14 protein-coding genes and 1 tRNA gene are annotated in these 21,644 nt (G+C 39.3%); 5 read left to right on the top strand and 10 right to left on the bottom strand.

Translation table 11 applies throughout. The features are described from left to right. Both KKC46_16395 and KKC46_16390 read right to left on the bottom strand, forming a co-directional pair. Positions 1–2,445: hypothetical protein (locus KKC46_16395; protein MBU1055379.1), on the bottom strand; the 2,445-nt coding region annotated here is incomplete at its 3' end. Positions 2,446–2,542: 97 nt separating this feature from the next. Beyond that, the gene (locus tag KKC46_16390) at positions 2,543–5,314 is read right to left on the bottom strand and encodes a hypothetical protein (GenBank protein ID MBU1055378.1); all 2,772 of its coding nucleotides are present in this window, start codon (positions 5,312–5,314) and stop codon (positions 2,543–2,545) included. A gap of 706 nt (positions 5,315–6,020) precedes the next feature. Between KKC46_16390 and KKC46_16385 the strand changes: the two genes are divergently transcribed. Next, positions 6,021–6,335 carry a type II toxin-antitoxin system RelE/ParE family toxin gene (locus KKC46_16385; protein MBU1055377.1) on the top strand — a complete coding sequence of 105 codons (315 nt, stop codon included), beginning with the start codon at positions 6,021–6,023 and terminating at the stop codon, positions 6,333–6,335. Positions 6,336–6,339: 4 nt separating this feature from the next. Continuing rightward, entirely contained in the window at positions 6,340–6,624 is a 285-nt protein-coding gene (locus tag KKC46_16380; GenBank protein MBU1055376.1) for a helix-turn-helix domain-containing protein, read from the top strand. Between the two features lie 43 nt (positions 6,625–6,667). On the opposite strand, the gene KKC46_16375 is transcribed toward KKC46_16380, so the two are convergent. The 4 genes from KKC46_16375 to KKC46_16360 form a co-directional block, all read right to left on the bottom strand. Beyond that, positions 6,668–11,380, bottom strand: coding sequence for a protein kinase (locus tag KKC46_16375; GenBank protein ID MBU1055375.1), 4,713 nt, complete (start codon positions 11,378–11,380; stop codon positions 6,668–6,670). Positions 11,381–11,715: 335 nt separating this feature from the next. After that, a complete protein-coding gene (locus tag KKC46_16370) occupies positions 11,716–13,416 on the bottom strand; it encodes a hypothetical protein (GenBank protein ID MBU1055374.1) in 1,701 nt (566 codons plus the stop codon). A 160-nt stretch (positions 13,417–13,576) separates the two neighbouring features. Beyond that, positions 13,577–14,296 carry an ABC transporter ATP-binding protein gene (locus KKC46_16365; protein MBU1055373.1) on the bottom strand — a complete coding sequence of 240 codons (720 nt, stop codon included), beginning with the start codon at positions 14,294–14,296 and terminating at the stop codon, positions 13,577–13,579. Next, a complete protein-coding gene (locus KKC46_16360; protein MBU1055372.1) occupies positions 14,293–15,768 on the bottom strand; it encodes a transglutaminase-like domain-containing protein in 1,476 nt (491 codons plus the stop codon). Before KKC46_16360 ends, KKC46_16365 begins: the two co-directional genes overlap by 4 nt. A 334-nt stretch (positions 15,769–16,102) precedes the next feature. Between KKC46_16360 and KKC46_16355 the strand changes: the two genes are divergently transcribed. Both KKC46_16355 and KKC46_16350 read left to right on the top strand, forming a co-directional pair. Beyond that, on the top strand, positions 16,103–17,119 hold the full coding sequence (locus KKC46_16355) for a DUF481 domain-containing protein (protein MBU1055371.1): 1,017 nt from the start codon (positions 16,103–16,105) through the stop codon (positions 17,117–17,119). Positions 17,120–17,135: 16 nt separating this feature from the next. Then, positions 17,136–17,630, top strand: a complete 495-nt coding sequence (locus KKC46_16350) for a DUF4124 domain-containing protein (protein ID MBU1055370.1) — start codon at positions 17,136–17,138, stop codon at positions 17,628–17,630. A gap of 254 nt (positions 17,631–17,884) precedes the next feature. Here KKC46_16350 and KKC46_16345 read toward each other — a convergent pair. The 4 genes from KKC46_16345 to KKC46_16330 form a co-directional block, all read right to left on the bottom strand. After that, positions 17,885–17,959 (bottom strand) — tRNA-Glu (locus KKC46_16345). A 66-nt stretch (positions 17,960–18,025) separates the two neighbouring features. Beyond that, on the bottom strand, positions 18,026–18,259 hold the full coding sequence (locus tag KKC46_16340) for a PLD nuclease N-terminal domain-containing protein (protein MBU1055369.1): 234 nt from the start codon (positions 18,257–18,259) through the stop codon (positions 18,026–18,028). A 6-nt stretch (positions 18,260–18,265) separates the two neighbouring features. Further along, entirely contained in the window at positions 18,266–19,150 is an 885-nt protein-coding gene (locus tag KKC46_16335) for a lytic murein transglycosylase (GenBank protein ID MBU1055368.1), read from the bottom strand. A gap of 16 nt (positions 19,151–19,166) precedes the next feature. Further along, positions 19,167–19,994: a histidinol-phosphatase gene (locus tag KKC46_16330; protein MBU1055367.1), complete on the bottom strand. Its 828-nt coding sequence runs from the start codon at positions 19,992–19,994 to the stop codon at positions 19,167–19,169. Positions 19,995–20,111: 117 nt separating this feature from the next. Here KKC46_16330 and radA point away from each other — a divergent pair, with 117 nt between their 5' ends. Next, a complete protein-coding gene (radA, locus tag KKC46_16325) occupies positions 20,112–21,488 on the top strand; it encodes a DNA repair protein RadA (GenBank protein MBU1055366.1) in 1,377 nt (458 codons plus the stop codon). Positions 21,489–21,644: the final 156 nt, after the last annotated feature.

Raw genomic sequence — 21,644 nt, 5'->3', positions numbered from 1 at the left:
AACTGCTCCGTCAAGAACAGAGAGGTATTGCGCCCCGCCTTCTGTTGCATTGCCGTCAAAAAGGTTTAAATTGCCTTCTACATTTAATGTGCCCCATGCAAAATTATCGGTATATCCTAAAATGTCCGCCCCCAGATCTTCACCGGCAAGATAGAATTCGTGTAAACCTTCGCCGGTAAAACCTAAAAGTGCATCATCGGTATCCCAGAGAGTTTCCTGGGCGCTGTTGTTTATGAAATCGGTTTCAATGAAGAAATTGTCTCCAAGGCCACCCAGCAGATAGCCTTCGGCTTCTACAGTGAGTGTATTAAAATAGTTGGAGGATGGGTCTGAAATATAGATACCTGTATTTGTGAAGTCACCACCAAAAATAGCTGTTGTATTTGAAACAGTGAAAGTACCTTTATTAATGATGTCCCCTTGAACTTCCCTTGTGCCTGCACCGCTAAGGCTTACTGTTCCTGCGGGATTGTTTGTTATATCGGCTTCGAGTGTGCCACCGGAGTAATTGAAGGTTCCGTTGTTTATAATACTTCCGGCAGTCAATGTGCCACCCTGTAAATCATACGTCCCGGTGCTCCCCGAATTATAGGCGATATAGATATTGTTAGTCACCTCATGCGTTCCGCCCGTCTGGGTAAAAACACCTACGCCGGAATTACCTATATATTCATAATCAGCCGATAAGCTCCCTGTTCCGCTTAATTTATATGTACCCTTGGCCTTATAATTATAGCCAAGATGAAGATAGGTAACCTCATTCGATCCATTCATCTGCCTGATAGTACCTGTACCTTCATAGCCAATATGCTCTTCAACGGCACTGATATTTTTGTCGGAAAGAGAAAAGATAACGTTTGAACCATAACTGTAGCCCACATTGAAGTAATCCGTACCGATTGATAACCAATTCTTTGAAAGGTTCCCTCCGTCAATATTTAGCGTACTAGCTCCATCGCCGCCTGTGATATTTCCTTTTACGTCAAGAATCCCGCCATGGAGATTATATGTGCCTTTGCCACCGGAGTTTTTACCGAGATAGAGGTCATTTGTTACCGTATTGGTTCCACCGTTCTGGGTGAAAATGCCCCTGCCGGAATTGCCTATAATCTCATAATCAGCCGACAGGCTACCTGTACCGCCTAATTCGTATGTTCCGTTGCTGCCAGATTGATTGCCTAAATATAGAATATTGATCAGCTCATTAAAGCCACCTGTCTGGGTAAAGGCACCTGCACCTTCATCACCGATAATTTCCGAGTTGGCAGCCAACTCTCCTGTGCCGCCTAATTCATATGTGCCAACACCACTGGAATTAAAACCGAGGGTTAGAAAAGCAGGGTTATTCGTCCCACCCGTCTGAGTAAAGATTCCTGAGCCATCATAGCCAATATACTCGTTCATAGCGGTGAGGTTCTTGCCGGACATAGCAAAAGCACCATTTGAACCGCTGCCGTAACCCACATTGAAGTTATCCACATTGATCCCTGCCCAGTTGTCCGAAAGTGTCCCCCCATCAATATTTATAATACTTGTTCCGGCTCCGCCTTCGATATTCCGTTGTACATCAAGAGAGCCCCCGTTGAGATTATATGTGCCTTCGCTGCCGGAGTTTTTGCCGAGATAGAGGTCATTTGTTACCGTATTTGTTCCGCCGTTCTGTGTGAAAGTGCCTCTGCCGGAATTGCCGATAATCTCCTCGTTAGCCGATAAACTGCCTGTTTTGCTTAATTCATACGTTCCAATAGCTCCGACAATGAAATGATTACTACCAAGATAGAGAGTGTTAGCCACCTCATTCGTTCCACCCATTTGGATGAAAATGCCTATACTATTGAAGCCGATGTATTCATCTTTGGCCGACAAACTTCCTGTACCGCTCAATTCATATATCCCCTTGCCTACACCGTTGAAAATATCAAAATACCTGCCGAGATAAAGACTTTCAGCTACCTCATTTTTCCCGCCAGTTTGGATAAATGTTGCAGTATCGTAATGTCCAATATATTCATTGTTGCTAGATAGGTAACCTGTGCCGCTTAATTCATACGTTCCTTCGCTGCCGGAATAATAGCTCATGTAAAGGCCATTTTTTACAGTGTTAGTTCCTGATGACTGGATATAAGTCCCGCTGCCGGAATAACCAACATATTCATTATTAGCAATCAAGGGGTGACTATAACCGCCGTAGCCCTGATTAAAAGTAATACTACCCGTTTCTGTTGCATCAATTCGGAAAGTATTTAAAACAGCAGAAGGGTAAACGCTGTTCCGGTAATAAACCGTATAGTCGTTAGCAACTATTTGGGTGAGATATACGTTATCACCGTTCATAGGTTGGCCGTGGGGATCCCAACAGGCGTAATCCCACCAGTTTGATCCCCCCATCCAATATTTGTCCGTAGCACGCCCTGTTCCAAGCATTGCAAACAGCAACACTGGCATAAACACCATCCATAAGAAAACATTTCTGTGAATAAATTTTCTCAAAGAGTGTAGTCTTATTTTATTGAATATCCTCAATCTGCTATCCTCCTTTATATTAATATTTTAACCTTTGGATGCAAGCCCTTCTGCGGATAACCACTAAACCGATAAAACCTGATATAAAAAGCCAAACCGCAGGTGGAACCGGCACAGCGGACTCAGTTATAGGAATTAAAAATCCGCCGTCGGTCAGGTTATATTTCAATCCGTCCAAGTATTCATTCCCCTCCGCTGAGGCTAAATAATAAATATTCAGTCCGTCCTGTCCGGATATATTGCTTACAATGTCACCAAGTAAAACTGCTCCGTCAAGAACAGAGAGGTATTGCGCCCCGCCTTCTGTTGCATTGCCGTCAAAAAGGTTTAAATTGCCTTCTACATTTAATGTGCCCCATGCAAAATTATCGGTATATCCTGAAATGTCTGCCCCCAGATCTTCACCGGCAAGATAGTATTCGTGTAAACCTGCGCCTGTAAAACCAAGAAGCGCCTCATCGGTATCCCAGAGTGTATCCTGAGTGCTGTTGTTAATGAAATCGGTTTCAATGAAGAAATTGTCCCCCAAGCCACCCAGCAGATAGCCTTCGGCTTCTACAGAGAGCGTATTGAAATAGTTTGTTGATGGGTCGGAGATATAGACACCGTGTTCCGAATATGTTCCGATAAAACGAGCAATGGTATCCGTGGTTTTTACAGTTCCATAGTTTGTTACGTTGCCGAATACGGTTCGTACACCCCCTCCGCTAATGTTAAAGTCAGCAGCAGCGTTATTGATAATATTTGCCTCCAGATTGCCGCCTGAAAAGTTGTAGCCTTTATTATTGGTAAGATTTAAAACTTTAAGACTTCCGCCCGACTGGTTGACAGTGTCGTTGTTAACAAGATTCAATGCCATAAGGCTTCCGCCGGAAAGATTGTAAGTTCCTTTTTTTGCGCCTGACGGTTTAATAAAAAGGTTATCGGTTGTAATAGCTCCTCCGCTCTGGTTAAACTCGCCTTCTCCTTCATAACCCACATAAGTGTTTTTTACAGTAAGGCTGCTTCCGATGCCGCTATCACTCAAAGAATAGGTTCCTTTACCTGTTGTTTCATAACCGAGATAAAGATATGTTGTGTCTATGATGCCCCCGGTCTGATTGACAGTTCCCGTTCCGGCTTTTCCAACATAAACCATATTTGCAAACAACATGCTGCCTTCACCGCCGTCACTCATGTTATAGGTTCCCTTACCTGAACTCAGTTCACCAAGCGATATTTTAGATGTTGTATTCAATCCGCCGCTTTGAGTTAATACTCCTGTACCGGAGTAGCCTATATGTTCATATTCTGCCGACAAATTACCGGTACCGCTCAATTTATAGGTACCGCTGGAGCCGGAGTTATTGCCGAGATAGAGAATATCTTTTACTGTATTTATACCACCACTTTGTGTAAAAGTTCCTTTACCAAAATCACCAATGTATTCCCAATTAGCAGACAAGCTTCCAGCACCACTGAGCTCATACGATCCTTTGCTACCGGAAGCATAGCCCAGACTAAGGTAATCACTTACTTCATTCGTACCACCCGTCTGGATAAAGTCACCAGTACCGTATCTGCCAACAAATTCCCTATATGCAGATAAACTTCCTTTGCCACTCAATTCATATGTACCGGTACTACCTGATTTTGAACCTATATGTAGATATGTTGTCTTATTGTTTCCTCCTGTCTGAGTAAAAACTCCTGTTCCGTCATAACCAATGACTTCAAAATCAGTAGTCGACAAGACTCCTGTTCCGTTTAATTTATATGTCCCGTTGCCGCCGGACTGATGACCTATATAGATGCTACTTACCTCATTAGTACCGCCAGCCTGATTGAAAGTGCCAGTACCATCATAGCCGATATACTCTTTATTTGCGTTGAGGTTCTTGCCGGTCATGTTAAAGTTACCGTTGGAGCTGCTGCTGTATCCCACATTGAAATTATCTACATTGATTGATAACCAATTGTTTAAAAGGGTTCCTCCATCAATATTAAAGGTACTTGTTCCTAAACCACCTACGATATTCCCTTGTACGTTGAGGATGCCGTCATTAAGATTATATGTACCGTAACTGCCTGAAGAATGACTGAGACTAAGAACTTTTGTTACCGTATTTGTTCCACCTACCTGGTCAAAAATACCTGTGCCGGAAACACCGATATTTTCATTGTCTACAGACAGGTTTCCTATACCACCCAATTCATAAGTACCTTTTCCTCCAATAAATATGCCAACACTGAGATTTTGAGTTATCGTATTCGTCCCGCCTGTCTGTTTGAAGACACCCGTGCCGGATTGACCAATGAATTCCTTGTTGGCGGACAAACTTCCTGTACCGCTTAATTCGTATGTTCCGTTTCCGCTAATAGAGCCACCAAGAATGAGGTTATTATTTACCGTGTTGGTCCCATCCATATGGATATAAGTACCATTGCCAGATTGACCGATGTCTTCATGTTCTACATTCAAGGCGTGACTGATACCATAAAGCCCTTGAAAAAGAGTAATCATACCTGTGCCTGTTGCATCAATACGGAGAGAGTTAAGAACTGCAGAAGGATAGGCCGTGTTATAATAATAGACTCCCCTGTTTATAGCATCCGTCTGGGTTAGATACACTTTATCACCGTTTTGTGGTTGACCACTCGGATTCCAGTTGGATACTTCATCCCAAGTGCCTGTTCCCCCTATCCAATACTTGTCCGTCGCCTGCCCTGATCCAGGCATTACAAGCATAAATACCGACATCACCAAGATCCATCTTAAAATATTTTGAGTTATTTTTTTTAGCATATTCATCCCTTTATCCTCCTTTATATTTATAAATTTATTCATAGCTATTATTCTCTTTCTGCCTGGTTCAAGATTAGAACCGATGCGGATATCGTCTTAATTATGCTGGATACCGGCTTTCGCTGGTATGACGAAACATGATGATTTTCGGCCTTTTATGAGTTAGGCACGACAGGTTGGGAGATTTTTTATGATATCTTACCGCTTACCTATTAAATATGTATTTGTCTTGCCATTTGCAGCATGTCTGGAAATGTCCAAAAGCAGCATAATTAAATATAATATACTGATTATTTGAGATATAATGCTAATTTACAGGTGGTTAATTTATGTTAGAAATTTGTTAAAGGTTTTTATTGCAAGGTTTAAGGAGAATGGCTTGCTAAAATAGGTTCAAGGAGCATGGAAATAGATTATTTCAGAATTTTGCTTTTCTCCCTGTATTTTGTCGGAGTATCGCCCATGATGCGGAAAAAAATCCGGTTGAAGGTACGAAGGCTTTCAAATCCGGCGATAAAAGTTATTGTTGTGTCATGCATCAATTGTCATCTCGACTGAAAGGAGATATCTTGCTTTTAAGAGATTTATAAAGATTTCTCCCGTTGGTCGAAATGACAGGTTGGTACATTTCATAGTTGATGTAACAATATGTTATTTATATACACTAAATTTCTTCTTGTAAAATATATAAAAACTTATATAATATTTTATTATGAAACTCCTGAAATTTATCGGATCAAGCCTTGATGATCTCCGTAATTTTCCGTATGAAGCACGTAAAGCAGCGGGTTTTGAATTATATTCCGTTCAATGCGGTCATGAACCAAGCGATTGGAAACCCATGTCCGGCATAGGTCGTGGAGTGAAGGAAATTCGAATACATGTTTTGGGAGAATGGCGTATTATCTATGTGGCAAAGTTTGAAAATGCTATTTATGTTCTTCACTCTTTTCAAAAAAAGACTCGGAAAACGGATAAACATGATATTGAAATTGCTCGCAGGCGATATAAGCAAATTGGAGGGTAGTATTATGAAAGAACCTGTTGTTAATTCTTCCGACAATGTATTTGCCGATCTGGGATTTCCTCCCGAGGAGGCCGCAATTCTTCAAATGCGTTCGGAAATAATGGCTGATCTCAGGAAGCTCATCAAAAACAAGAAACTTACACAGGCTGAAGCGGCTGAGATTTTTGGTGTCAGCCAGTCACGGGTTTCTGACCTAATTAGAGGCAAGTGGGAAAAATTCAGTTTGGAAATGCTTATCATTCTTGCAACAAAGGCCGGTATGCGTATCAGCCTTAAAAGAGCCGCATAATACATGAAATTTTGTATTGATATTCGGCCTTGTATATTTACTATTACTTATATCCGATGTTGCTTTCTTTCTGAATTTTGCTTTTCTCCCTGTATTTTGTCGGAGTATCGCCCATTATGCGGAAAAAAATTCGATTGAAAGTTCGCAGACTTTCAAATCCTGCATCAAAGGCTATGTCGATCACCTTTTTGTCGGTTTCCGACAGTTTGTCTGCTGCATAGCGAATCCGGCATTCATTCACATAATCGTTTATGGATTTTCCTGTTTGTGATTTGAAGCGCTTGCCGAGATAATCCGGATTCAATCCACACATGCCGGATAGTGTTTCCCTTGAAACATCCTGATCAAAATGGTTATCGATATAGTCTATTATTTTTTGCAGATTATCATCCTGCCTTGCTTCTTGAACACGTATGGGTTTTTCCAGGCTGAGTTCGGCCAGTTTTTCATTTAACAAAGCGTTTTCAATGGCGATGGCTGCCTGGGAAAGCAACAGATCAAGCAGTTTGACATCTTTTTCGGAAAACACACCTTCTGCCAGTAGGTTGTAAAGATAACACACACCATTTATCAGGTCGTTGTATTGAACAGGAACGCATAAAACGGATTTTAACTTGTTTCGTACTACGCTGTCTTGTGCGGCATATTGTGCATCCGCTTCAGCATTTGTTGTTATAACCGGCAGTCCGCTCTGAAAGACCTTATCTACTATTGTCATAGAATATAATGCAGTTTGTTCCGGGTTAATGCTTTGCCATGTTTTCAGTTCAACGGCATTGAAATCATCACTGCTGAGAAAAAGACCACCGGCCTGTGCGCCTGTGATCTCCAAAGCCTTTTGCATCACCAGTTCCATCATATTATTCAAACCACGACAGTCTGCAACTGCTTTTCCAAACGTCAGCACAATCTCCTTACGCTGTTTATCTATAACAGTATAGGCATTATCCTGTTTTTCTTCCTTAAGACCCAATGCTTTGGCTACCCGTTTTTTCCAGAAAGGCACATCAGTTTCATCGAATAAAGAATAGGCGGATTCAAGCTCATGCACAGCTTCGGCATCTTTGCCTGTATCCTTTAGAAAACAACCATAAGCATATCCGGCCCGTGCCTGTTTATAGCGCTGTTTGTAGTTTTTATGATGAGCAATTGAGAGTTTGAAAAAATCCTCAGCCTTTTTTATATTGCCTGAAATAGCATAATACTCTGCGTTTACTTTCAGCGTTCCGCCGAAAAGATTGGGGAAATGCTTGTTCTGCTTTAGCGCTTTATTACAATATTTCCCGATTTTTTTAAGTTCCTTTTTGCGGTTCTTTTCGGTCAATGCATGCTTTGTTTGCTGGAAAGACCGCAATAGCGCTTCTGTAAAAAGATTTTCCTTTTCGTTTATCAGATGCCGCATGAATTCATTTTTGCGATCTGCTTTATGGGCGATTTTCAAATAAAAAATCGCCTGTTCTATATCTCCTTTTTCCAGAAAAAGCTTTCCCAGCCAAATATTTGTTAAACAGTATTCAAATGTGCGTTCAGGCATATCGCAATATTTTTTCAGGCGTTTTTCAGCTAAATCAAAATCACATGAACAGATGTAGGCTAATGCTGCAAACCCTGCTGTAGATGACAACATTTCATCCGACTTGTTCATTGCTGCTTTTTGAATAAGAGCATCTAATTTCACAACTTCCCGAAATTCAGAAAGTTCGTATTTACCCATAGACAAGCCAATTGCTGAACTGTAAAATTCTATGAATTCTCTTGTTTTACGAAAATATTCAAAAGCTCCCTGTTCACATTTTATACTGTCCTGATATTTACCGGTAATCCCATAAAGAAATCCCAAATTAAGATAAATATAAAATTTCAGTCTTTCATCGTTTAATTTTCTGTTGATTGCAGCAGCCCGCCTGGTAAAGGCAAAGGCTCTTTTATACAGGCGCAATATTCCGCAAATCACGGAATATTGTACCAGACTGAACGCTTGTTCGTAAGACGGTCCGATACAAAATTCGCTGATATTAAGTCTGCGCAAAACCGTTCGGGGTAATTTCCACATTTCGTAAATATTATAAACAGGAAACAAAGCATATAAAAGATCGGTCTTTAAGCGGTCTTCTTCTTTTACGCCTTGTGTATCTTTTTTTAAAAACACCCCGGGGAGCATATGAAAAAGGAGATGAATACATATTTCTCTGATTAAACCTGTTATAACTCCAATTTTATTTACCGGCAGCCATTCACCGATTAATTTTAATCCTGTTTTGGCGGATGTTTCTGCCTTGCGATAATCGCCATTTAAGAGATTAGCTTTTGATATGCATAAATAAATCGATGCCTGTTTCACACGTTCAGTCATATGCGGCAACAGCATGTTTAACAAACTTAAAGCCTCATCACATTTGCGGGCCTGCAGATAAGTTTCGGCTAAATACCTGGTGCATTCAAGCCAATCCGGCTCACCCGGTTTACTTTTTTTTGCAAGAATATTATAAACCGCAAGCAGGTATTTAATAGCATCATCATAGGCATATTCGGCATTGGCCCTGCGTGCAGCCGGATAGGCCCAGGTCATAATGCTTTCATCATGGCCGCTTTCCATGTAATGATAAGCCAGATCAAACAGGACCGATGTGGTATCGGTGGAATGCATCTCTTCCATGGCCCGTCCGATTTTAAGATGCAGCGCTTTACGTTCATCGGAAGACAGCCTTTTGTAAAATGCCTCCCGTATTCGATCATGGGCAAATACCATAACTTTCGGCTGCAAAAAATTTTCTTCAATTATTTGATGGGCAAGTGCTGTATTCAGAGCCTCAGTAACCCGGCGGGTACTATCCTGTTCCTGATTTATATTTAATAGAAGCCAAATATCAAAGCGCTTGCCTATTACGGCTGCCATGCAAAGTATATTAATATCTTCCTGTGCAAGCCTGTCGATTCTTTTAAGGAGTATATCTATCATATCCTCAGAAACAAAGTTGTTTTCCATCCGCTCAAAATCAAATGACCATCCGGCTATATTTTTAAACAGCAGGCCTTCTGAAATCAGATAGGTTATAAGCTCCCGACTGTAAAACGGATTACCCATCGAGCGTTTATAGATATAGCCTGAAAAGCGCTTAAGCCACGATGCGTCCGTATTCAGCAAACATGAAATAAAAGATTGTATTTGTTTGTCATCAAACCGGTTAACAATAAGATGTTCTGCTGCATATCGTTTTTCATCGGGACGGATGAGGGTATAAAGTTCATGTTTTTCATCAACTTCATTGTTTCGGTAAGCACCGATAATTAAAAGCGACTGATCGGATATATTGCGGGCGATTTCCTTAAGAAGCATGAGGCTTGAATTATCGGACCATTGCAGATCATCCAACAGCACAACCATAACACCTTCGGCAAGAGACAGCGTATATGTAAACCGGGTGGCTGCCAGGCAGGTGCGTATTGACTCCTGATCGGGCGACAATTTGGCCGGTTCGGAGCAGTTGCCCAACATTGCCTGTGCAGCAGGATAAAGATTTACAATAATTTTCCCAATATCTTTGCAAGTTCTTTGCATTGTCTCACATACAACCGCCTTTTTATCCGGATCATGCCGGCTAAATCCATTAAGATAATCCCCAAGCGAATCCCTGAAGAGTCCCCAGGGAGTTTTGCTGTCTCTTTCAATGCAGCGGCCTTCGACAATAGTGATGTTTTCGGTTATGACAAAACGCCTGAATTCATCGAGAAGCCGGGTTTTGCCTATACCGGGCTCACCGGCAATCAAACAGACGGAGCCTTTTCCCTTACGGGCCAGGCTCAAAGCCTTTTTTAATTGCTTTAGTTCAGGCTCTCTTCCGATAAGCTGCGATGAAAGATGAACAGAGGAATTTGATTCCAGTTCGTCCGGCATAAATTCCGTATCGCCGGAGAGCAGTCGTTTTAAATCGTTTGAAAGCCCGATTGCACTCCGGTAACGGTTATCAGGATCTTGGGCAAGCAACTTCAGTATTATAGTATCAATTATCGGTAAAATTTCAGGAACTATCCGTGAAGGAGGTTCCGGTTTACGGGCTATTTGCTCGTGCAAGAGCATGGAAAGGCTTTCCGTTCGAAATGGATGGTGCCCGGTTAGAAGCTGATAAAATATAATTCCAAGCGAATACAAGTCGCTTCGTTCATCCACATTGCGACGAATCAGGCCGATTTGTTCCGGTGACATATATTGAAAGGTGCCACGGATTTTTTCATCTGACTCAATTGTATTCGGGTCCTTTATTCTGGCAAGGCCAAAATCCAGCAGCTTCATATGTAAATCCGTGTTGCCCACAATCATAATATTGGCAGGTTTCAGATCACAATGAATGATTTTTTTACTATGAACAAGATCAAGAGTATCGGCTATTTGTTTAATAACCGACAGGCGCTCATTTAAGGAGGGATTAAATTCTTCGTTCCATCTGTCAAGGGACTTGCCTTCGACATATTCCATTACAATGTAACATGAAAGCCCGAAAGATCCGTCAATTATTTTTCCGGTATCTAATATTCTGACAATATGTGTATGATTAAGTCGTGAAAGTATTTCAGCTTCAAGGCGTAAACGGTCGATATTCTCCGGCCTGCATTTATGCATCGGCAGAATCTTTATGGCCACGGCTGCGTTATGTTTAATGTCAAGTCCACGAAACACTGCGCCAAAATCGCTTTCTGCGATTTTATCGTATAGTTTGTAACAGCCGTTTATAATATTTTCCGTTAGATCTGTTTTCAAAGCTTTCCTATTTAAACCGGTTTTGATTTGACTCGATTAAGTAAATAGATATAAAAAGAAAGCTACCGAAAGGATTAATATTACATTCTCATTTTCTTTGCAAAAAGAAATTTATCAGAGCCAGTTTCAAAACGCCCCATTTTGGCCGATCTTAAGCGTTGGGCTCAAATTTCGCACGAAGTGACACGTAGTGAAGTATAGCGCTAACCTTTAGCGCTATCCTCGAAATACTAAATGTATTCCTGTGGTTGAAATTTTCGCCCGCCTTGAGCTTGACCAAACTGAAATGTTTTGAAAGTGGCTCTAAGAAATCAGGTTGAAATCCTGCACTTTTATCAAGGGACAATCTGTGACAAACCTTTCTCCCCGAATTTCATGGGAAGAAAAATGGCACAAATACTTATAATAATTACTGCTGAAAATGAAACTGCCGCCCATATCAGTTCGTAAAAGCGAAGAGATCTGTTATGCATTGAGGCCATGAATATATGATATACGGGGCCTGCTTCAAGAACTATTACTGCTGCAATAAACCCTGCGCAAATCATCATAAATAACAGACCGCCAAAACTTGTTACCGATTGTTCGGGATTTTCACACTTAAAGTCAGGGTATGCTGCTCCGAAACCTATTCCTATGGCCACGATTCCAGGAACCATAAGGAATACGGTTATAACAGATAAAAGCATTATAAAAGTGTCCGCTTTTAATATAATGTTTGTTGCCACAATAAGAATCTCGGAAAGAAAGAGCAAAGGGAAAAAATATATGAAAAATTTTATCCAAAGTACCGTTCTGATTTTAACAGGAGATGCTTTCACAAGCCAGAAGGCCTCTTTTTCTGAGCTTACAGCCGGATATGCAAAGCGGCCGGTTATGGCAGTCAGCACAAACATGCAAAGACCCATGTTAAGAAAAGACAAGAGATTTTGAAGATATACTGTTTTGATTGGTGCTTTTTCCAGCGGAAGTACATTAAAATTATAAATATATATTATAATAAGGGCTCCGATTAAAAGTATTTGTGACCATTGAGTCTGGTCCCTGAAAAAGGTTTTTATCTCTTTTACAAGAAATGCTCTGGTCGGGCCTGAAAGAAATTTTGAAAAAGGAAAATGCACAAATTTATATTTATACAACTTGAAAGAAACCGTTTGAGTTTTGGAAAATCCGTTAAAATAAGTAAGATCTGCTATAATTATATTTATCAAAAATATGACAGCAGAAAAGCTCCATGTAAGTCCGGAGTGAAACAGGCTTGCTTTTACAGACCCAAACAGGGCTTGATTTATGCTGTCATAGACCCAGGTGCTTGGAAGAAGAGGTGAGGAAGGAGCTTTTAGATTATTTAGATATACAACAACGGTTGCAAAGGCTTCAGGATCAACAAGCTGCTCCGGTTTTAAAAGCCTTAAAGCTAAAAACAGGATTAAAAAAAGGGCGAACCCCAAAGCCATTGTTATATTTTTCATACGATTTGCTGGAACAATAAAAACTAAAGCCATAACAAGCAAAGAACTTATACCGGATGAAATAAGCGAAATGGATATCAGATTACCGGCAATATTCAGATAAAAAAAAGGTCCGGCCTGGTAAACAATTCCGCAAGCAATAAGTACAGGAAGTATATATAATATTACCATCCATGAGCTGTCTATTGTGCTTTCGAGCCACCTTGCTATAAAAACTTTATAACTTGAAAGCGGCATGGAATGTATAAGGGGAAGATCTCTTGAAAGGTAAAGCTTGGAAAGTGCGGTAAGAATACTGCTGAAAATAAGAAATGAAAAAGAAATCAGAATAAGCATGGATAAGATTTTAAGAATAAGAATATCACCAAGACCTTCAATCCTTTTAAAGTATTTGAGCGTTCTTAATGTAATGACAAAGATGCCGCTCCAAAATATTACTCCTGCCGTTGCAAGAAAAAAAGTGCGGTAAATATCATTTTTAGATTTCTTTGAGATTAAGGGATTTTTAAAAGATAAAAATTTCGGCCTTAAAAGGATTAAGATTTCTTTAATGGATTCATTCATCTTATTCCCCCTCACCCTGACCCTCTCCCGCCAGGGGCGAGGGTAGTAGTATATATAAAATAGTGATAGAGCGACGCGAATCCATACTTCGATATTCCTTATTCGATATTCAATATTCAATATTTCCCGGACAAGCCTTTTTAGTTACGGCTTGTCCGGGTTAGGATGTAAGCTTTATAAACGCATCTTCTAAGTCAGGATCAATAAGCAGAGACTTTTTCTTCAAATCATCAGCAGTACCTATTGCAATTACAACTCCGTTTTTAATGATCCCGATACGGTGGCACACATCTTCTGCGACTTGCAGGGTATGGGTTGACATAAAAATAGTTAGTCCTTTTGTTGCAAGATGTTTCAGCAAATCTTTGACCATTCTTGCGGCAACCGGGTCAAGCCCTACCATAGGTTCATCGATTATTATTACTTCAGGATCATGCAAAAGTGCTGCCGCCATAATAAGTCTTTGTTTCATGCCGTGCGAGTAAGACTCGATAAGTTCATCCGCCCATTTGGTAAGAGAAAACATATCAAGAAGATTATCAGCTTTTTCGGAAAAATGATTATCACTTACACCGTAAAGGTTTCCGATAAATCTTAAAAATTCTTTTCCAGTAAGTTTTTCGTAAAGGTATGGTCTGTCCGGAATAAACCCGATAATTCTTTTTGCTTTTTCAGGTTCATCTTTCATGCTGATTCCGCCTATTTCAATCTGACCCGAAGTAGGCTCCATTATTCCGCCCATCATTTTTATGGTTGTTGTTTTCCCGGCACCATTAGGTCCCAGAAAACCGAAAATTTCGCCTTTGGGAATTGAAAGGCTAAGATCATTTACAGCAATAAATTCGCCATATTTTTTCGTAAGATTTTCAAGAAGTATCATTTGAATTCAATAACCTTTATTTTTATCTTTCCTAATAAGCTTAATATATCAAGCTGCTCTTTAGGTCCTCCTGTTGAAAATCGTATGTGGGTTACATCGGCAGGTATCTGACCAAAAAGAGGATCAATTGCAACCCATCTTCCAAAATACAAACTATTCCATGCGTGGTAATAAAAACCGCCATTTAAATATACTAGTCCTGCTTCTACTCTGGCAGGTATTCCTGCAGCGCGTGAAAGAGCGGCCATTAAAACTGCATGTTCGTTGCAATCCCCCGCTTTATTTTTAAGGGTTGAAACTGCATCAGGCAAAGATATTACCGGTCTTTTTTCGATATTGGAGTTTATCCAGCTTACAAGTTTTTTTGCTTTGATTATCGGCGGATCATCCGGGTTTACAGTTTTTTTGACGATGTTTTCTATCTCTCTGTTATCTGATTGTATGAAGGGCGTGGGCTTAATATAATAATATGAGGCTATATCCGGCACATAGACTTTATATTGTTTTGAAAGATGTTCTATGCTTTCTTTTTTTATGTGTAAAATACCGTTTTTTAATATTTGCCTGTCATCATTTATTTTAACAGAATCAAGCTCAACGCCTTTGATTTGTATTTTAAGGAATTTAAGCTTTTCAGGATTATTTAGTATAATATTTGAAGGTATGGAAACAAGTTTAGTAAGATCATCGCTTGCCGTAACAGGCATACCGTTTAATGCATCATCTTTTGTGGTTTTTTCAAGGCTTATGCCAAGAAATCCTTTTTCCTTTAAGATTTCTCCTTTATCGCTTACCCACAGTATCTGAGTCGTACCTTTAAATGATAGAAAAGTCTTGAATGCCTTATGATTTATCTTTCCAATTTGAATATCTTCTTTTTTTACTATCTTTAAAAGTACCGGTACCTGGCTCATTGAGGCAGGGTCGAAAACATTAAAAGTAAATACTTCTCCTTCTTTTAAGCCTGATGCAAATGCGGCATTTACTAAACCTGCCATTAGATATGGTTTGGTCTTAACAGGAATATCTATTTTTCTTTTATCCCCAAAACTTTGAGTCTGAATGGACAATATATCTTTTTTTGTTTCACCTTTTGCCGCAAAAGCAAACCTGCCGGAATTTATTTCAAAAGCAAACGTCCGCAAAGTAAAGTCCGGGTTTAAGTTCCCAAGAGTTTTAACATATATATCATGAAGCAATCCCATAGTATTAATCTTCATAAAGACATTTTCTTTTATTTCATATCCATTGTCATCTTTTAAAATAATTGTGTGGGAAAAGCCGATTTTATTATTATTTTGAAATATATTCATCCATGTATCTTTTTCAAAAAGTGCAATGGCAGAAGCTGATAATGAATGCTTATGAATGTTTTTTTCGAAAAGGCCAAGCCGTATGGAAAGCAATGATGCAAATACCAGAAACATTGCCAGACCGGTTAAAACAAGATATTTATTTTTATAAAGAGGCATTGATAAAATAATATCACAGCTTGTGCTATTTGGCCAGTTTGTTAAACTGTTGAGCCAGTTTCAAAACGCCCCATTTTGGCCGATCTCTGCGTTGGGCTCAAATTTCAATCCTCGAAATACTAAATGTATTCCTGTGGTTGAAATTTCCCCCCGCCTTGAGCTTGACCAAACTGAAACGTTTTGAAAGTGGCTCTGTTAACATCTTTCTTTTTAAAACAAATAATACTAAAGTGGAAATTGTAATTTATAAAGAATTTTGATAACGGATAAAAAATGTTCAGGAACTATTTTGTTTATTTGTTTACAACTTGTAACTTGATTTAAGAGGATATTAATGTACATAAAAAAAATTATCATAATGATTTTATTTATTATGTCAGTAACATGCAATGTGTTTGCCGATGAAATCCGGCTGAAAAACGGTGACCATATAACCGGCACGATTATTAAATTAGATGCGGAAAAGATGGCATTAAAAACATCTTATGCTGGCGAAATCAGTATTGTTTTTAAAGAAATTGCAGGAATGCGAACAGATTCCCCGATAGATGTAATATTAAGTGATGGTACAAAAGCAAAAGGTATAGTAACTACTGATTCGGATGGAAATATTAATATAAAAACAGAGTTGATAGAAGAACCTATATCAATTGCCCTCATACACATTAAACAAATTAACCCGCCGCCGCCACCTCCTGCTGTAAAACTAAAAGGCAGGCTTAATGTTGGAATTAATATAACGGATGGAAATACCAACACTAAAACATACAATGGTGACGGTGAATTAATTGCAAGAACCAAAGACAATCGTTTCACACTTGGCGGCAGATATAACAGAGCCGAAGATGATGGCGAAACCACAGTAAATAACCAAACCGCTTATATGAAATATGACCACTTTCTTTCCAAAAAATGGTATTTTCTTGCAAATGTTACGGGCACAAAAGATAAATTTAAAGATTTGAATTTAAAAACTTCTCTTGGTGTAGGCATGGGCTATCAATTTATTGAGACAGAAACGACTAATTTGTCTGTTGAGGCCGGGCCGAACTATGTAAACGAAGACTATATCGATGCCGAAGATAAAGATTTTATGTCCGCCCGCTGGGCAATAAACTTTGATCATTATATTTACAAGGATTATACGCAGTTTTTCTGCAATCATGTTGGTTTAATAAGCCTGGAAAATGCAGCGGATGTAAGTATTCAAAGCCAGACCGGATTTCGTTTTAAAATATACAATGGATTTAATGCAACTACTCAGGTAAACTATGACTGGGATAATAATCCTTCACTTGGAACTGAAGGGTCCGATACCACTTATATTTTAAGTCTTGGGTATCAATTTTGAAAGTATGGAGGACAATATGAAAAAAACAATTATTTTGGTTTTTATTATAATTTTTTGTACGTGTCCCGGTTTTGCAGATGAAAAAATATATAAATGGACAGGTGACGACGGGGTCTTGCATTTCAGTGATCAACCCCCGGAGGATGAAGTGGAACAATACGATACGATTAAAGTTGCCAAAGATAAATCATTGCCTGATACAGCAATAAATAATGAATCTGAAGAAACCCTTCGTCCCGGATATAATCAAATGGTTGAAAACGCCAAACAGGAAATGTCGCAATATGAGCAGGAAGAAAGGGTGCTTGAAATAGCTAAGGCGAAAGAGGAAAAAGAAAAAACCGAAGCTGAAAGATTAGCAAAAATTGAGGCAAAACAAAAAATACTCAGGGATAAAATTGATAATATAAAAAAAAGGCCTTTCGATAATAAACAATGGACCCCGGGGTTTAAAAATGCACAGATAAATTTAATGCAAAAGCAAATTGATGAACTTGAAAAGTTAAAATAAATACTATCTGATTTATTAATGAAAAAAGGCGAAGCAAATAATGCCCCGCCTTTGTATAAGTTGCTATAGCGCTTTAAGGAATTGTATTTGAGCCAGTTTCAAAACGCCCCATTTTGGCCGATCTCTGCGTTGGGTTTAAATTTCAATCCTCGAAATACTCAATGTATTCCTGTGGTTGAAATTTTCTCCCGCCTTGAGCTTGACCAAACTGAAACATTTTGAAAGTGGCTCATTTGAATTGGAATATTTATAAGTGGTGGTCCCAGCGGGGTTCGAACCCGCGTTACCGGCGTGAGAGGCCAGCGTCCTAACCACTAGACGATAGGACCATTATTTTAGAATATTGGGATAATTATAGAAAAGGTATTAGCTTGTCAAATGTTATTTTGAAATTATCAGTTACCGGTTTCATTTGAAACGGAATTTTCCGGAGTTTCTAACGGAATTTTTTTCCCCTTTCTGTATCCAATGGCAAAATATATAAGCGGCCCCAAAAAAGGTACGAGAGCTGTGACACCCCAGATAGCCTTTGTGGCGGTACTGCCAAAATTCTTTTTTGAAATATCTATTACAGCCCACCAGGTCAGAAGAAGAAAAACAAGCCCGGTACCAATAATTATTTTCGCCATTTTAAGTTATCCTTTCAGCTTTGCTGTTAGATTAAGTATTGTATTTATATAATAGCTGCTAGGGTTATACTGACGAATTACCCATCGGGCTTTTTTATCTTCTATTCCCTGCCGCCATCCGCTCTTACTAAGAAAGTTTGCGACACTGGCTATTGCATCGGCGTGATTGGTAAGATCCACACTTCCATCCATATTTCCATCTGTTGCGTATCTGATAATGTTGCTTGGAACAAATTGCGGAATCCCAACGGCTCCTGCATAAGAGCCATTTATTGTAAGAGGATTGATTTTCTCTTTTTCCGCATAAATAAGAAAAGACTTAAGTTCATTGTATGCCCAATTCGATTTTCTCATTGCTTTATTTTCAAATTTTTCAAAAGTAAGAATTGTTGAGCCGGAGATATATTCCCAAAACCTTTTTCTTATATTTACATCGAAAAGAGAGGCCATTGTCGAAAGTGTATTTAATACCGGCCGCTTTCCAATAGATTTTCCCAGCTTTGATTCTACAAGAATTATTGCGGTAATAAGTTCCTCTTCAACCCCATATTTTTCTTTAGCTTTAAAAAGCTCCGATTCATATATTTTCATATACAGTTTTGCTCCGGCTATTGATAGAGCTTTGGGGTACTGATTATAATTTACATTGGATTCCTTGTGAACAAAAAAAAGTGATACTCCCTTTGTATCAAAATTTACACGGCCATCATTGTAAATCCGTGCAAGCTTTTTCCTGTCGAATCCATCTGAAACAAGTTTATCCTGAAGCAACTTAAAATTGTAGTTGAAATCTTTGGTTGCCGTTTCTTCGTTTTGTGCGGATAAGGTTATAATGAATAACAAGCACAAAACAAAAATAAACCTTTTAATATATAAGGAAACAATGCCCATTATGAAGTATCCCAGTTCATTTGGCTGAAATTTCAATAAAAGAACGTTTTCTTTCAGTAAATACACAAACTTGTTTATATCCTGCTGAACGAATCAAAGGTAAAACTTTTTCATAATGACGGCCAATATTATCAGGTTCATGCGCATCCGAACCTATTGTTATTCCAACGCCATATTTGCAGCATTTTTTTAAAATATCAATAGAAGGGTAAGCATTTTGCGCAGTGTGGTCGTACCCGCTTGTGTTAACCTCAACAGCAATATTATTTTTTGCTATTTTTTTAATTATTTCATCAAGCTCTTTTTCAAAGCAATCAGGAAGATCCCTGCCGAATTTTTTCATAAGATCGATATGGCATATAAAATCAAAATAATTATTATCTAACATTTTATCAAGATATTCAAAATAAAGCCGGTAAATTTCATTGGTTTCGAGTCCTCCTTTGCTCCAGTCCGATTCGTAGCTTACCACATCCACCCCTTTCGGGAAATGAAGAGAACTTCCTATAACATCAAAAGAAAAAGTCTCTATAATTTTATTAATAAGATCAATATGATCAGGATGATAATCAGTCTCAAGTCCGGCTTTTATGCTTATGACTTCTCTGTAACGGATTTTTAGATTTTGGACAGATTGAAAATAAAACGGTACCTCAGAAGGTGCCATGGATTGTCTGTTTCCAGGCTCGCTTATAGTTAGATGATCAAGAAAACATATTTCATCAAAACCTGACAAAACAGCCTTTTTAATATAAGCCTCCATACCATATTTGGCATGATTGCAAAGCATGGTATGAATATGATAATCAATTTTGCAGGATATATTTGAATTTTCTTGATTCATCAGAAATTGCCATATTTTTTAGTGCAATAGGCAGTTGTTATGTTATATTGTTTTGAAAGTTGCTCGATAGAAATTATTTTCCATCAACAATATAATAACCTAAAACATCTATGGATAATGCGCAAGTTGAAAAAAAACACAAAAACAGTTTATACATGCCAGTCCTGTGGATATCAGGCCCCCAAATGGCTGGGTAAATGCCCGGACTGCGGCCAGTGGCAAAGCTTTGTTGAAGAATATCAAAATGCAAGACCTGCCGGAGTTCCAATAGACGGACTGCTGTCGGTTATGAGAGAGCCGGTTTCTATTGATGATATAGAATTTGAGGGCGAAGAACGCATTCTAACCGGAATAAGCGAGTTTGACCGGGTCCTTGGAGGCGGCATTGTTCCAGGAACAATGATTCTTATCGGCGGAGATCCGGGAATAGGCAAATCAACATTGATGCTGCAGGCTTTTTGCAGCCTAGCCGAAAAAGGTCTTAAAGTCTTATATGTTTCGGGTGAAGAATCGATAAGGCAAATAAGTTTAAGGAGCAAGAGGCTTTCTGCCAAAGCACCCGGACTTCTGGTTGCATCGGAGATTGATATTGAAGCAATTTTATCTATGGTTGGTTCCACAAAGCCCGATGTTCTTGTTATAGATTCGATACAGACGATGTTTTGCCCCGATCTTTCTTCTGCTCCCGGAAGTGTAAGCCAGGTAAGAGAATCTGCAATGAAACTCATGCTTTTGGCCAAAAAAACAAACCTGCCCACATTTCTTGTCGGGCATGTTACAAAAGATGGTGCCATAGCAGGGCCTAAACTTCTCGAGCATATGGTAGATACGGTTTTATATTTTGAGGGTGACCGGAATCATATTTTCAGAATTTTAAGATCAGTAAAAAACAGATTCGGTTCAACAAATGAAATAGGTGTGTTTGAGATGAAGGGAAACGGGCTTGATGAAGTTTTAAATCCTTCTGCCGCTTTTCTATCCGAAAAGCCCCTAAGTTCTCCAGGGTCTGTTGTTACTGCCAGCATGGAAGGTACAAGGCCAATTCTCATCGAGCTTCAGGCCCTTGCGAGCAGCACAAATTTTGGCACTCCCAGAAGGACAATTCTGGGTCTTGATAATAACAGAGTGGCATTACTTGCCGCTGTTATGGAAAAAAAACTGGGGATGCACCTTATGGGCTATGATATTTTCATGAATGTAGCAGGAGGAGTTAAGGTAGATGAACCTGCCGTTGATATGGGAATTATTGCAGCCATTGCCTCAAGCTTTCTGGATCGCCCTGTATCGGACGGGACGGTAGTTTTGGGTGAGGTAGGTTTGACCGGTGAGGTAAGAGCAATAGGTCATGCCGAAACAAGAGTTGCAGAAATTCAGAAAATGGGTTTTAAAAGATGTATTTTACCATATAGCAACCTAAAGCGTATAACCGGAACCGGCACAATAGAACTTTCCGGCATTAATAACATCACAGAAGCTATGGAGGTTTTGTTTTGAACGCAACAGAAACGGTAGAAACGCAATATTTTGAATGCGACAAGGCCTGTAGAGACGCAAAAATTTGGAGACGCAAGATTTTGGAGACGCAAGATTTTACGTCTCTACAGGTCCTCTATGCAAATATTCGTCTGTTCTTGACTTGGAAAGTACTTA

The sequence above is a fragment of the Pseudomonadota bacterium genome (genome assembly GCA_018817425.1).
Classification (GTDB): domain Bacteria; phylum Desulfobacterota; class Desulfobacteria; order Desulfobacterales; family RPRI01; genus RPRI01.
This window is presented reverse-complemented; position numbering and strand designations above follow the sequence as displayed.

Bases quoted from the DNA above. Each gene is read 5' to 3' on its own strand.
- KKC46_16330 (MBU1055367.1), bottom strand. From the start codon at position 19,994: ATGAATCAAGAAAATTCAAATATATCCTGCAAAATTGATTATCATATT.
- KKC46_16365 (MBU1055373.1), bottom strand. From the start codon at position 14,296: ATGATACTTCTTGAAAATCTTACGAAAAAATATGGCGAATTTATTGCT.
- KKC46_16355 (MBU1055371.1), top strand. From the start codon at position 16,103: ATGTACATAAAAAAAATTATCATAATGATTTTATTTATTATGTCAGTA.
- KKC46_16335 (MBU1055368.1), bottom strand. From the start codon at position 19,150: ATGGGCATTGTTTCCTTATATATTAAAAGGTTTATTTTTGTTTTGTGC.
- KKC46_16360 (MBU1055372.1), bottom strand. From the start codon at position 15,768: ATGCCTCTTTATAAAAATAAATATCTTGTTTTAACCGGTCTGGCAATG.
- KKC46_16370 (MBU1055374.1), bottom strand. From the start codon at position 13,416: ATGAATGAATCCATTAAAGAAATCTTAATCCTTTTAAGGCCGAAATTT.
- radA (MBU1055366.1), top strand. From the start codon at position 20,112: ATGCGCAAGTTGAAAAAAAACACAAAAACAGTTTATACATGCCAGTCC.
- KKC46_16340 (MBU1055369.1), bottom strand. From the start codon at position 18,259: ATGGCGAAAATAATTATTGGTACCGGGCTTGTTTTTCTTCTTCTGACC.
- KKC46_16390 (MBU1055378.1), bottom strand. From the start codon at position 5,314: ATGAATATGCTAAAAAAAATAACTCAAAATATTTTAAGATGGATCTTG.
- KKC46_16350 (MBU1055370.1), top strand. From the start codon at position 17,136: ATGAAAAAAACAATTATTTTGGTTTTTATTATAATTTTTTGTACGTGT.
- KKC46_16380 (MBU1055376.1), top strand. From the start codon at position 6,340: ATGAAAGAACCTGTTGTTAATTCTTCCGACAATGTATTTGCCGATCTG.
- KKC46_16385 (MBU1055377.1), top strand. From the start codon at position 6,021: ATGAAACTCCTGAAATTTATCGGATCAAGCCTTGATGATCTCCGTAAT.